Origin of the sequence: Pleurocapsa sp. PCC 7319 (assembly GCF_000332195.1) — a bacterium.
In the GTDB taxonomy this organism is placed as follows: domain Bacteria; phylum Cyanobacteriota; class Cyanobacteriia; order Cyanobacteriales; family Xenococcaceae; genus Waterburya.
Genome location: NZ_KB235922.1, coordinates 429,294 through 442,615, shown reverse-complemented (window position 1 = coordinate 442,615; position 13,322 = coordinate 429,294). Strand labels below are relative to the sequence as shown.

General features: G+C 37.5%; 11 protein-coding genes and 1 pseudogene. 6 read left to right on the top strand and 6 right to left on the bottom strand.

Features of this window, described 5'->3' with window-relative positions; genetic code table 11:
* Positions 1 to 45: 45 nt before the first annotated feature.
* Positions 46 to 1,641 (bottom strand): Re/Si-specific NAD(P)(+) transhydrogenase subunit alpha, encoded by a 1,596-nt coding sequence (pntA, locus tag PLEUR7319_RS0106160; RefSeq protein WP_019504331.1) that lies wholly within the window; start codon positions 1,639 to 1,641, stop codon positions 46 to 48.
* A 442-nt stretch (positions 1,642 to 2,083) separates the two neighbouring features.
* Here pntA and PLEUR7319_RS0106155 point away from each other — a divergent pair, with 442 nt between their 5' ends.
* A complete protein-coding gene (locus PLEUR7319_RS0106155) occupies positions 2,084 to 2,920 on the top strand; it encodes a prephenate/arogenate dehydrogenase (protein ID WP_019504330.1) in 837 nt (278 codons plus the stop codon).
* 88 nt (positions 2,921 to 3,008) lie between these two features.
* On the opposite strand, the gene PLEUR7319_RS0106150 is transcribed toward PLEUR7319_RS0106155, so the two are convergent.
* On the bottom strand, positions 3,009 to 3,398 hold the full coding sequence (locus PLEUR7319_RS0106150; RefSeq protein ID WP_026102343.1) for a type II toxin-antitoxin system VapC family toxin: 390 nt from the start codon (positions 3,396 to 3,398) through the stop codon (positions 3,009 to 3,011).
* Positions 3,395 to 3,631 carry a type II toxin-antitoxin system Phd/YefM family antitoxin gene (locus tag PLEUR7319_RS0106145; protein ID WP_019504328.1) on the bottom strand — a complete coding sequence of 79 codons (237 nt, stop codon included), beginning with the start codon at positions 3,629 to 3,631 and terminating at the stop codon, positions 3,395 to 3,397. The genes PLEUR7319_RS0106150 and PLEUR7319_RS0106145 overlap by 4 nt, the downstream gene beginning before the upstream one ends.
* A gap of 124 nt (positions 3,632 to 3,755) precedes the next feature.
* On the opposite strand from PLEUR7319_RS0106145, the pseudogene PLEUR7319_RS43420 reads away from it, so the two are divergent.
* The 5 genes and pseudogenes from PLEUR7319_RS43420 to PLEUR7319_RS0106125 form a co-directional block, all read left to right on the top strand.
* Positions 3,756 to 4,014: pseudogene (locus tag PLEUR7319_RS43420) on the top strand (prephenate dehydrogenase dimerization domain-containing protein); the annotation flags it as partial.
* Positions 4,015 to 4,061: 47 nt separating this feature from the next.
* The gene (locus tag PLEUR7319_RS0106140; protein WP_019504327.1) at positions 4,062 to 4,919 is read left to right on the top strand and encodes an ion transporter; all 858 of its coding nucleotides are present in this window, start codon (positions 4,062 to 4,064) and stop codon (positions 4,917 to 4,919) included.
* Positions 4,920 to 5,002: 83 nt separating this feature from the next.
* On the top strand, positions 5,003 to 5,932 hold the full coding sequence (crtE, locus tag PLEUR7319_RS0106135) for a geranylgeranyl diphosphate synthase CrtE (protein WP_019504326.1): 930 nt from the start codon (positions 5,003 to 5,005) through the stop codon (positions 5,930 to 5,932).
* A gap of 50 nt (positions 5,933 to 5,982) precedes the next feature.
* Complete coding sequence (locus PLEUR7319_RS0106130) at positions 5,983 to 6,450, top strand: divergent PAP2 family protein (RefSeq protein ID WP_019504325.1); 468 nt, start codon at positions 5,983 to 5,985, stop codon at positions 6,448 to 6,450.
* Between the two features lie 216 nt (positions 6,451 to 6,666).
* Entirely contained in the window at positions 6,667 to 8,262 is a 1,596-nt protein-coding gene (locus PLEUR7319_RS0106125) for a glycosyltransferase family 39 protein (RefSeq protein WP_019504324.1), read from the top strand.
* 40 nt (positions 8,263 to 8,302) lie between these two features.
* Here PLEUR7319_RS0106125 and PLEUR7319_RS0106120 read toward each other — a convergent pair whose 3' ends face one another.
* From PLEUR7319_RS0106120 to dapF, 3 genes are all read right to left on the bottom strand, one after another.
* The gene (locus PLEUR7319_RS0106120) at positions 8,303 to 9,592 is read right to left on the bottom strand and encodes a sulfotransferase (RefSeq protein ID WP_019504323.1); all 1,290 of its coding nucleotides are present in this window, start codon (positions 9,590 to 9,592) and stop codon (positions 8,303 to 8,305) included.
* 148 nt (positions 9,593 to 9,740) lie between these two features.
* Positions 9,741 to 11,510, bottom strand: coding sequence for a metallophosphoesterase (locus PLEUR7319_RS0106115; RefSeq protein ID WP_019504322.1), 1,770 nt, complete (start codon positions 11,508 to 11,510; stop codon positions 9,741 to 9,743).
* A gap of 938 nt (positions 11,511 to 12,448) precedes the next feature.
* A complete protein-coding gene (dapF, locus tag PLEUR7319_RS0106110; protein ID WP_019504321.1) occupies positions 12,449 to 13,288 on the bottom strand; it encodes a diaminopimelate epimerase in 840 nt (279 codons plus the stop codon).
* Positions 13,289 to 13,322 lie beyond the last annotated feature (34 nt).

Here is a 13,322-nt window from a genome sequence, read left to right as displayed (position 1 = left end):
CCGCGCTACCTTACTGTTCGCCCTTATATGGGATATGCATATTGATTATTTCTGGAACATTTTGAGCATCCTTTGGGTAACGAGAAAACCACCAGAGATGTTGATTGTTCCCACCAGAATGGCGATCGCACCTAGAATTACTGAAGGTGAGGTAATTTCTCCTGATATCTGCAACATACCACCCAAAATAATAATGCCGCTAATAGCATTGGTGACACTCATTAGAGGAGTATGCAAAGCAGGGGTTACGTTCCAAATTACCTGATAGCCAATAAAGCAAGCTAGCACAAAGACAGTAAAGTGAGACAAGAAAGAAGTTGGCGCACCGATACCAATTCCCAGTAAGGCCAAACCAGCCAAAATTACCCAGAGAATTCCACTGGATTTTTTCTTTTCTTGAGTCTCAACCTCTTTGATAGTTGCTTTGGGTTTTGGAGCAGGTGTAGGAGAAGGATTAGCAATTTTTGGCGGAGGCCAAGTTACTTTTCCTTCATGAACAATTAGCGCACCCCGAACTACTTGATCTTCATAATCAACTTGATAATCTTCAGCTCCACCCATGTCTTTGAGCAAGTGCCACAGGTTGGTGCCATAAAGCTGACTTGACTGGGCAGCCATACGACTGGGTAAATCGGTTAAACCGATAATGGTTACGCCGTCATATCTATAAACTTCGTTGGGTCTAGTGACTTCACAGTTACCACCCTGTTCAGCAGCTAAATCTACTATCACCGAACCTTCCTTCATCATTTCTACCATGTCAGTAAGAATGAGTTTGGGGGCTGGTCTGCCTGGTATAAGAGCAGTAGTAATAATAATATCGATCTCTTTAGCTTGCTCTCTAAAGAGTGCCATTTCTGCATCGATAAATTCTTTACTCATGGTTTTGGCATAGCCACCAGTACCAGTACCATCTTCTTCAAATTCTAATTCTAAAAATTCTGCACCCAGACTTTCTACTTGTTCTTTAACCGCAGGACGAGTATCGAAAGCTCGTACCACTGCGCCCAGACTTCTAGCTGCACCGATCGCCGCCAGACCTGCAACCCCGGCACCAATGACCATTACTTTCGCAGGAGGCACTTTCCCTGCAGCAGTGATTTGTCCAGTAAAAAATCGACCAAAGTTATTTGCCGCCTCGATTACTGCCCGATATCCAGCAATGTTAGCCATCGAAGATAGAGCATCCATCTTTTGAGCTCGACTGATCCTGGGGATCGCGTCCATTGCCAAAACTGTAGCGTTGCGGGATGCTAACTTATTTAGTAGCTCTTCATTTTGAGCTGGTCCAATAAAACTAACAATTGTTTTTCCTTCAGGCATTACCGATATTTCCGAATCTTCAGGAGCACGTACCTTGAGAATAATATCGGCCTCTGACCATAGAGAAGCTGCATCTGGAACAATTTTGCAATCTGCTTCTTGATAAGCTTGGTCAGTAAAGTTAGCTGCTGAGCCAGCATTACTCTCGACCAGAATCTCAAAGCCTAATTTTTGTAATTTTTTAACCGTGTTGGGAGTGGCAGAGACACGACACTCATTGGGATATATTTCTTTAGGAATACCAATTTTGCGAGGACTTTCTTTACGCCCTTCGATTTGTTGGCTATCCTGTTCTTGTCTATCGACGGTTGCAGTCATAGATTCTCCTGATTTTGTTGATATGCGAACAATATAGAGAGTAAAAAAAATACTCCAGCAATAGTAAATGCTGATGGGCAGAATTTTTTAGCAATATTAGCAGTATTTTTGTAGAGATAGAAGACTGAGATCTACATAATATAGATTTTACTGAAACTTGAATTTGTATTTTGACTAATCGGCTCTAGGCGATTACCTTTTATATTCTAATGTGTTCTAATTAAGAAATCTTATAGGTAAAATTACCTCCTTTCAGTAAGATACGAAACTTGATTTTAAAATGATCCCCGTTACGGCTTAGCAATCTTTAACTTATCTTCGGGATTACATTTAACCATAACTTGTGTTTCTGATGATTTTTGCTCGACTCTACCTAATAAAATATTCCTAGATAGTTTTCCATCATAATCAGAAAACTAGAAATAATGGAAAAAAATTGCAGATGAAAATTGGTATTGTTGGCTTGGGTTTAATTGGCGGTTCTTTAGGATTAGATTTGCGATCGCAAGGACATCAAATCATCGGTATATCACGGCAAGATGTTACCTGTCAAACTGCGCTTAAGCAAGGTATTGCTGATCGAGCTAGTACCAAATTTACTTTACTTCAAGATGTGGAAATAGTAATAGTCTGCACTCCCATTGCCGCGATCGCCTCTACAGTTAAGCAAATCATTCCTCATCTCCATCCCGATACGATCATTACTGATGTTGGTTCTGTGAAATATCCAATTGTCGAAACCTGTAGCCAGCTATGGTCAAACTTTATTGGAGGACATCCCATGGCAGGTACAGCCCAAAGTGGTATTGATGCTGCCCAGGCTAATTTATTTGAGGGTGCGGCTTATGTTTTTACCCCTACTGAGAAAACTAAATTTGAGGATTTGGAAAGGCTAAAGGCGATCGCTCTAGATTTAAATGCCATTCCTTACATCTGTGATGCTCAAATTCATGATCGAGCAGTTAGCTGGATTTCTCATTTGCCCGTGATGGTCAGTGCCAGCTTAATTAAAGCCTGTCTCCAGGAAACACCAGAGACATTAGAGTTAGCCCAAAATCTTGCTAGTTCTGGATTTCGTGATACCAGTCGTGTAGGAGGCGGAAATCCAGAGTTAGGGGTGATGATGGCAAAGTACAATCGAGCAGAATTATTGCGATCGCTGGCACAATACCGTGATAATTTAGATCAAGTTATAAATTTAATTGAAGGCGAAAAATGGCAAGATTTAGAACAAGTGCTAGATATTAATGGAGAAGCTAGACCAAAGTTTTTAAATTAAATGATTATAATATTTTTCTATTGCTAGAGTTTGAGCAATCTAAATTAAATTTCTGCTGCAAAAGATGGAGGACTCGTTTTTCTTATCTTCAACTAATAGTTAATAACCAATTTAGACTTACCAAACGACGATCCATAGTAGCTAAAGTCAAATCTAATTCCACTGCTGTAGCAGCAATAAATCGATCCGCAGGATCTTGATGGGATAGTTCTAATTGTCGCGATCGCATAGAAATTTCGTAGGTTAAACGCGCTTCTTTAAAGTCCAAACTACGTAAATACTTTTTTACCCAAACTATAGGTTCAGAATCCAGCTCAATTCTTCCCTTTTCCGCTAAGATCAAAGTTTCCCATACACTAATAGGAGAAAGCCACAACTCCGTGTCTGACGCTGACATTAGCTCCTGTAAGTTTTCTGACAAGCGATTATTTCCTTGTAGATACCATAGCCAAATATGAGTATCAAGGAGTAACTTCAACTCAATACCTCCCATTCAGATAAGCCTAAAGCTGGCTCGACTATATCTCCTTGAATTTTAATTTTTCCTTTGGCAATTCCAAATCCTTTTCTAGGTTTCTGGTTTTCCACAGGATTGATGATTACCAATGGTTTTCCGTGACGAGTTACCGTTAATCTTTCCTTAGTTCTACTCACCTCATCTAATAAACTCAGGCATTCAGCTTTGAAAGTCGATATCTGAACTGTTTTCATTTAGATTAACTATAACTATAGTAATTGACTATAGTTATAATAATAGTACCAATTACAAAAATTAGAGCGATCACACGGGAAGTTTGATGTTTCATTTACTAGTGATAGTTAGCACAAATAAATCTTAGCTAGCTCTGGATTTCGAGATACTAGTCGTGTCGGAGGGGGGAATCCAGAGTTAGAGGTGATGATGGCAAAGTATAATCGAGCAAAATTATTGCGATCGCTCAAACAATATCGTGATAATCTAGACCAAATTATTGATCAGAAAGTACGGGCAGCCCACAAGCCCATGTCAATTAATTGAGCAGGAAAACTGGCATAATTTAGAGCAAATATTGCAGACTAATGGTATATCTAGACCGAAATTTTTAAATGAATAGGTAACTAACTTGATATCAATCAAATCACCAGGTCTATTGAATCTATCGTGCAACAAGAACAGTTAGCGTTAAAGGAAAAGTTGGACCCCAAACAATTACCGCTACAAGCTAAAATAGCCTTTTACTTGGAAGATACAGAAACTACATGGGGTTTTTGGTCTAATATTTGCATTTTAAGCTTGATTTTTTTGTCTTCGACAATTTTTGTGGCTGAAACATATTCAATTAATCCACAATTGCAAACTGGTTTAGAAATTATCAATTTGGTAATTTTAATTATTTTTAGCTTTGAATATATTCTGCGTTTATGGTCGGCAGAAAATCCCCGCAAGTTCTTTTTTAGTTTCTTTTCTTTGATTGATTTGGTTGCCATCTTGCCCTTGCTTTTAGGCTGGATGGATATTCGCTTTATCAGGGTATTTCGTTGGTTTAGGATTTTGCGAATTGTCAGGTTTTGGCGGGTTGAGAAGCAATTATTAGGAATTAAGACTGAAGATACCATTGTTATTATTCGTATTTTCTTGACTTTATTTACTTTGATTTTTGTTTACGCTGGGTTAATCTATCAGGTAGAACATCAAGTAAACAGCGATCGCCTAAATAACTTTTTTGATGCTTTTTATTTCGTCGTTGTCACCATGACTACAGTCGGCTATGGTGATGTAACTCCCCTATCTCAACCTGGTAGAGTCATGACTGTACTAATGATTTTTACAGGTGTGATGTTTATTCCCTGGCAACTAAGTGAGTTAATTGGACAGGTAGTAAAAACATCTAGTTTAGTAGAACAAAAATGTACTAATTGCGGTCTATATCGGCACGATCCAGATGCCCTATTTTGCAAACATTGCGGAGTCAAATTAGAAGCAAAAAATCGAGAAAAAGTTCCTAATTCTGTCTCTTAGAATTTAGCTGATGAGAATATTTGGTTAAAGTCCCCTATCAGGTGATAATAAGAGATAATTAATTAAGTACTTTTTCCTGCTGTATGGTACAAGCCGACAAAAAACTAACAGAGCCAGAAACATCTACCATATTTGACTTAAATAATTATCTCAAACAACAGAAAGCTCTAGTTGAAAGGGCTTTAGACCAGTCAATTGCGATCGCGAGACCAGAAAAAATCTACGAAGCGATGCGCTATTCTTTACTGGCTGGTGGCAAACGCCTGCGTCCTATTCTTTGTTTGGCAACCAGTGACTTGACTGGTGGTACTTTAGAAATGGCAATGCCCACTGCCTGTGCCTTGGAAATGATTCATACCATGTCGTTAATTCATGACGACTTACCTGCCATGGATAATGATGATTTTCGTCGTGGTAAACCAACGAACCATAAGGTTTATGGTGATGATATTGCGATTTTAGCCGGGGATGGACTATTGGCTTATGCTTTTGAATACGTTGCTACTCAAACTAAAAATGTCAACCCCGAAAATATCATTCGGGTCGTAGCTCGCTTAGGACGTACTGTTGGTGCTGCTGGTTTAGTGGGAGGACAAGTACTGGACTTGGAATCGGAAGGAAAATCTGAGATTACTGCCGAGACGCTGAGCTTTATTCATACTCATAAAACAGGGGCATTGTTAGAAGCTTCAGTAGTGTCCGGGGCAATTTTAGCTAACGCCTCAGAGGAACATATCACTAGACTTTCTAACTATGCGCAGAATATTGGTCTAGCTTTTCAGATAATTGATGATATTTTAGATATTACAGCTACAGACGAGCAGTTGGGTAAAACTGCTGGCAAAGATCTACAGGCACAAAAGGCTACCTATCCTAGTTTGTGGGGATTAGAAAAATCTCAAGCAAAAGCTCAAGAGTTGGTTGACAGTGCGATCGCGCAATTATCAATCTATGGTGCAAAAGCTGAACCGTTAAGAGCCGTTGCTAAATACATAGTGACTCGCGATCGCTAATATAAAATTCTATTGTTTAATGAAGTTTTTTGGGGCAAAGAAGATAAACCATGCAAGAAGTTGCTGATATCTTACACAATCAGATACTAATGGTCGCACTCTTAGCCTGTATAACAGCTCAGGGATTGAAGTTAGTCATTGACCTAATTAGAAGCCGAAAACTCAATATTACCTATTTACTATCTACTGGAGGAATGCCTAGCGCGCACTCAGCTTTAGTTGGGGCATTGGCTACTAGTGTTGGCTTAACCAAAGGTTGGTCTTCTGCCGAATTTGCGATCGCTTGTCTATTTGCGGTTATTGTAATGTACGACGCTGCAGGAGTAAGACAGGCAGCAGGTAAACAAGCTAAAATTCTCAATCAGTTAGTAGATGAGTTATTTCAGGAAGAACATAATTTTAATGAGGAAAGGTTAAAGGAACTATTGGGACACACTCCATTTCAGGTCTTAGTCGGTTTAGGTTTGGGAATTAGTATCGCTATGGTCTTTTCTAAGTATGTTTGGGTCGTTAGTTAGCTAGCTATTTCTGAGTTTATTTTGATACCAGAGCCGAGAATATTAGGTCAATTTATTTGAGCGCAACTATAGTCATTCCAATCAGTTGACTTATGGCTAGAGAGGGAGTCAGCATAGTTAATTTTCATAGGAGCGAATAGCTAATCGCTCTTGGCAATCAGATAGTTTGATGGGGAATGACTATACTGGTTCACAGCAAAAAATTAACAGTAGAAAATGTTGGGCAGATTAAATAACAGTTTCTTCAATCGGGTCAACTGGTCTAAATTCCTGAGATATTTGTCTTTATTTTTTCTTATATTAGGAATTCTGGTTCGCATAATCCAATACTTAAGTAATCGTTCGCTTTGGTTTGATGAGGCTAATTTAGCACTTAATATTGTTCATCGCTCTTACGGGGAATTAGTTCAGACTCTCGATCACAATCAAGCAGCTCCATTAGGGTTTCTTTGGCTCGAAAAGCTAGCAATTCAGGTATTCGGCAACAATGAATATGCTCTCAGATTATTGCCAACAGTAGCAGGTATCGTAGCTCTAGTAATCTTTTATTTTCTTGCAAACCGTTATTGCTCGAAATTCGCTACTCCTATAGCGATCGCACTATTTGCTTGTAGCCGATATACTCTTTATTTTGCGACGGAACTTAAACCCTATTCTAGCGATGTGGCGATCGCCTTACTTCTGTTCTGGATTTTAACTAGAATTCGTCATCAAATTCTTAAAATAAGAGCAATTTTTGGTCTTGCCTTGCTGGGTGCTTTATCTATTTGGCTTTCTTATCCAGTAATTTTTATTTTGGGGGGACTAGAAGCATATTATCTTCTGACTGCCTCTAAAAAATATCTACGTCGAATTTTAGCCAACCGTATAGTTATTTATCTGGTCTGGGTCGGTAGTTTCGCTTCACTTTATTTTCTGACCATTGCTAACACCTTAAATAATGAAGAATTAAGCTCATCTTGGGAGTCTAGATACCCGAATTCTTTTGGAGATATCATCTGGTTGCTTGATGCGTTGGGTAGATTTTTTTACCATCCAATGGGTTTTTTGGGAATCACCGATGGTATCGGAATCGTCGCTTTTATATTTGGTTGTATCGCCTGGTATCGTCATAACCGAACTATTTTTGGAGCTTTAGTTGCTCCTTTTGTCGCTACGATAATCGCTGCTTATTTACAACAATATCCATTTCGCGATCGATTAGTTCTCTTTCTAGCTCCCTTAGGAATGTTAATTGTGGCAGAAGGAATTAGATTTTTGCTGCTCAAACTTGGCGAATTCCATTGGTCAAGAAATAGTGAAAAGATAAATCGCCCGAAACTAACATTTCTGATGGGGTTGTTGGGAATTATTTGTCTTTGGGGTTTGCTCGTGCCGGCGATCGCCAGAGCCAGTAACTTTGTCATTCATCCAGAATTAAAACATGAGGTCAAACCAGTCCTAGAATACGTTGTATCTCAAGAACAACCAGGAGATAAGATCTACGTTTATAGTCGTGGATACACAGCATTTCTTTATTACACTGAGCAAAAAGACTATTCAGGCTTAGACTATATTCGGGGAACAATTAATTTTTCAGATAAAGTGTCTAATAAGACCAGAAGCTTGTCGGATAAATGGCAAGAATTTGCTATGGAGCTTAAGCCGTTAATAGGTGAATCAAGAGTTTGGTTTATCCTTCGAGAAGATCAATCATTTGAGGCAGAGGTACTGCAATATCTCAATCAAGTGGGTCAGCAGTTGGATTCTTTTCAAAAAACGGGAGCATCAGCTTATTTATATGAACTGGCAACTAAACTTCGTCCAATTTGAGCAAAGTTAAGGATTTAGCAAATTTGTTTACAAGCTATTATTAAAATTGTTTTTGATATAGAGCCAAGATATCTTTATAAGAAGCCAAATCTGCTTTAGAGTCAATGTATTCTGTTTCGTAATCTGATAAATTTCTTTCTTTTTTTTGCAAAGATAAAGCAGTGTTATGAATTTGTCTAATACCCATCAAAGTATTTTGCTCTTCTGCATTTACTTCCAGATGGTTAAAAAGATTATTTATCCGTAATTTATCAACAAAAAAATCTTCATATTTTACAAAATAAACTTCGTAAAATCGTGCTAAGTTTCTAATTTCTTGCAGTCCTTCATTCCAGTCTTCTACTGCCTGAGAGAAATCTCTATTCCTAGACCAAGATCGATCAATTCCCTGAGCAGCATCGCTTGCTCTAATGTTATAAGAACAAGCGACATCATAAATATTTCGGAAAATGTAAATAATTTTGGCTTGAGGTAAATTTAAAAAAGTATTTTTCCAACTTTTAATAAATCTTGGTCTTTTATCTCCAACATATTTAACTGTATCAAATTTGTCATTAATTTTTTTATAAAAATGAGGACGAACTAAATATCCCTCACTCTTAGGATTGAAAAAAAAATCTCTTTCAAAAGACAAAGCAGAAACATCGTCATTGAGAGAATATCTTTCAATACCCAAACAAATTTCTGGACTAAAATTGAGTAATCTTGCTAAAGCAGTTGTTCCCGATCTTGCATTGCCGATGACAAATAAATATTTTTTATTTTTAGACAAATTATCAATCATAAGCTGACGACTAATATGAATTGATTTTATTTTGTCAAGTAACTTATTATTTGTTTCTTGATTATAAATCTTGTCTCTAGAGAGGTTACTTAATTTTACGGAGCGAAATTCTATTTTTTTATAAGTAATTTCTTGATTATTATCTAGCGTTACTACTACATCAAAACTTTGTTTTTTTTTATGAGTAAGATTGATACAACATTTCCAGCGAGAATTAGAGCTTGTTTGAATATGTGCGAATCTTTGTCCTAGTCTGGCAGATGACAGTCCTATTTTCGCGAGAAAACAATGATTTTTTCCTACAACTTCAATTTTTTTTATTGGATTTTTTTGACTGAGAGCAAGTCCACTAAGAGTAATTGATGGCTTGTGATTTAAAAACAACTGATTGTAATCTAAGAACAACTGATTGTTTAGATGAGAGTCTAGAGATAATATATGAAAGTGTTGTTGCCAATCTTCTTTCTCTGATGAACATAATTTTATCTGATAAGCTATTTCTAAACTATCGATATCTTTTATTATCTCTTCGCGATCACTGTTCATATTGACTTCAAATTAATCTTGAACCAGTTTAAATAGCGGTCATTGTAACTACAATTTTTCCAATCGACCACAAAATTAACGCCTGATGAGGAAGAATTAACCAGGAGACTAATTATTCAGGTTATTCAGGTTATTCAGGTTATTCAGGTTATTTGGTTAATTTAAACTCATCAAATTTAACAACTTCTGAATTTGGTTGACGAGTATCATAACGATAGCTACTAACTGTTCCTGTTTGGGTATCAAAAATACTAAAGACGGTGATGTCGTTACTTGCTATATAAGGTAATGATTGTCCAGACTCATCGATTAGAGGAGCAATATTAGGCACAATTGGTTCTAAGCCATTGGGATTACCAGTAGCAGCATAATTTTGCGGACTATAGAAAGGGATTGGGCGTTTATTGTCTCCTAAATGAGCTCCATAACTATTACCAACATTGGAGGATTCTAAAAAGTGCATTCCTGAAGTACTTTGAAAACGATTCCATAAATGGGAGTGACCATAATAAACTAGTTGCACTCCTGCTGATTCTAGTAATGGAATTAAATCGCGAATAATATAGTCTTCTTCAATAGGATAGTCATAATATCGTGATTGCACTTTTCCATCTTCGGTGTAATCTAGTTTCGCTCGTGGCTCTGTAAAGGGCGGAACAATATTACCTCCTAGAGTATGGGGAGGATGATGTAGCATCACTATTTTATACTTTGCCTGTTGATAAGCTTCACTCTGTAGTTCTTGTGTTAACCATTTATATTGAGGACTTCCTTGGGCAATTGGTTCAAAAATATGTTGTCCATAACCCCAAGCTTCAGGATTTTCTAGATTTTCAGTACTTTCTTTATATCGACCTTGATCGTCAGCTTCTAGACTAGGACTGCGCCAAATATTAGTCACATATAAAGAAATTAATCTAATATCACCAAAAGTCGTCGCATAATAGAGCTTGCCGCCAGTTGCGCTTTGAGGTAGGCTAAAAATCTCTTCATAAGTATCAGTACTAAAAGAATTATTTTTGATCCAGTTAACTTTTACTTGAGGATCTTCAGTGGGGTTGATTTGTGATGCCTTCTGCTGATACAGTTTTGCGCCAACCTTACGGGGAATAGAGTTGCTATACGCTTGTTTGAGCTTGATTTCAGGGGAAGATCGACCCATAACCTCATGATTACCCACCGCAGTAAATAGAGGGGCATGTTGAATTATTTCTCCTCCTTTATAGATGGTTTTCAGCCCATTACTTTCTAATTCATAATTAGCTCGACCCTGCAAACTAGGAAAAAAAGCCCCACCACGACGGTCATCAAACCATTCCGAGGCGCGGTCTGGAATATCAACTAAATCTCCTGGAAAGAACACCGCATCGACTTGACCAACAGTTTCGACAACTTTGGCTAAATTAGCAGTAGTCATCGGCTTCAACTGATGATCGGATGTCAGTAAAATTTTGAGTGATGTTTCGGTCGTTGGGTTACTAGCAAGGGTAAATACATTGCTAGGGATTGTTTGCCGATCCTCAATGCTTACGACCTGATAGGGCAGACGTTGATTAGGGATTAGACCTCCCACTGTAGCTTCGTGCCGCCAAATATCTCTGGAAATAGATTGAGCGGGAGGACTGTCTAATTGGGAATCTTCATCTTCTCTAACTTGGCTTAACTTAGTAGTAGTGGCGGTTACTTGTTTTTCTAGTTCTGCGCCGTATTTGATTAGATGGCGATCGCCTTGGAACTCAGTAAACCAAACGATATTTACAGTATTTTTTGTCGGTAATTGCAGGAAAGGATCGCTTAGTAATGAGTAGTTCTGGCGATCAATCAACGGTTTTTCTGTAGCAAAAGTCATGGGTAAATAATTAATAGCGATCAGCATCAAGATTATCAGGACCATCAACATCAATTTACTGATTTTCATGAATCTGATTAACTGTTACAACCTGTTAGTGAACAAAAATTTATTACGGCACAGTATGACTATTCAACTATTTATAGTTGATGTATCTAATTTTAACGGGAGAATTAACTAATGCTTCATTAATTAGCTTAAACACCAAGCAACACAGCATAATAAGTAGGTGTGTAAAATTAAATGTAAAACGATTTTGACCGGGGTTAGGGGTTAGGGGATGGGTGATAGGGAAAAGATTAATTACCTGGGTTTTATAAATTATTATGCCTACCTACTTATCAATTATTTTTGAACTCTAATTTAGAATTTTAAATGTAAAGTATCTTTATAAAGTTAAGACAATTATATCAACTAGATAAATTACGGTTAAATAATATTACAACTATCGAACTTTGGCGTTTTTGAACTTCGTCCTATATCTTTGAAAGTTATTGAAAATCATACTTTAGAAGGTATAACAGGAACGGCTTTATGCAATATTAACTATTTTTTTCATTGTTTACTAGTCAACTCTGATTTGAAAAAAAATTCCAATTATTCTTGGATTAATTAGTCTGCCACAGATTTACGTTACTTTTTTAATGATTTGATGAAGAGCGAACTAGCAGTAGATATTTTCTACTAAACATGTTTATAATAGTAGTCAATAAACAAAGTAATTTAAGTAAAATTACTTGATAAAAGTTTTTGACAAAGCTATTAAAATGCTGGCTAATAAAAAGTAGTTTTAGCTTTTTTTTTCTATTGTCTAAATTATAAGTTTCGTGTGTTTTGTGGTATCCTTCTTCTTAATATCCCACTCTTAATAAATAAGCAGTGGGATTTTTTATATTGATTTTTAAATTCTTGCCCAAAAAACTTCTCATTTCAGCAAAAAGATAAATTTTAGATAAGATTTATCGGTTTACCCCCATTCGAGGGCAAGCAATTTCGATACATAATCTTCAATACTTACCTTTAAATACTTCAGTGGCGGGTCCAGTCATATAAACCCTGTTATCGTCTTCAGACCAGTTAATCTGTAAGCATCCTCCAGGTAATTCTACTGTGCACAAGCGATCGCATTTCTCATTTAAGACCCCCGCTACTACTGAAGCGCAAGCCCCGGTCCCACAGGCAAGTGTAATACCTGCACCCCTTTCCCAGACACGCATCTTGATATAGTTTGATTTAACTACTTGAATAAACTCGGTATTGGTACGTTGAGGAAACGCCGAATGATGTTCAAACAAAGGTCCAATTTTTTCGAGAGCGATCGCCGAGCTATCTTCGACGAAAGTAATACAGTGAGGATTGCCCATACTGACTGCGGTAACTGACCAAGAGCGATTGTCAACTGTTAAGGGTTGGGCAACAACTTTGCCGTTACTGGAATTAAGGGTAGTCGGAATTTCTGCTGCTGCTAATTGCGGTTTGCCCATATCTACAGTCACTTCACCGTTACTTTCTAGCTTGGGAATAATGATCCCCGCTAACGTATCAATTCTGTAAGATTTATTAACTTCTGAGTTTCCCTCAAGATCGGCGATAAACTTAGCAAGACAGCGTATCCCATTGCCACACATCTCTGGTTCTGAACCGTCAGAATTATAAATTCTCATGGTGTATTCTGCGCTTTCTGTTCCTGGCAAAGCGAAAATTACACCATCCGCACCAATGCCGAAATGGCGATCGCACATTTTAATAGCTTGTTCAGGAGTGATTATGGGGTCGGCAGATTGACGATTATCAATCAAAATAAAATCATTGCCTAATCCTTGATATTTGCTAAACTCGATTACCATCTTAGATTTTCCTTTATCAACAAGAACTGAGAAT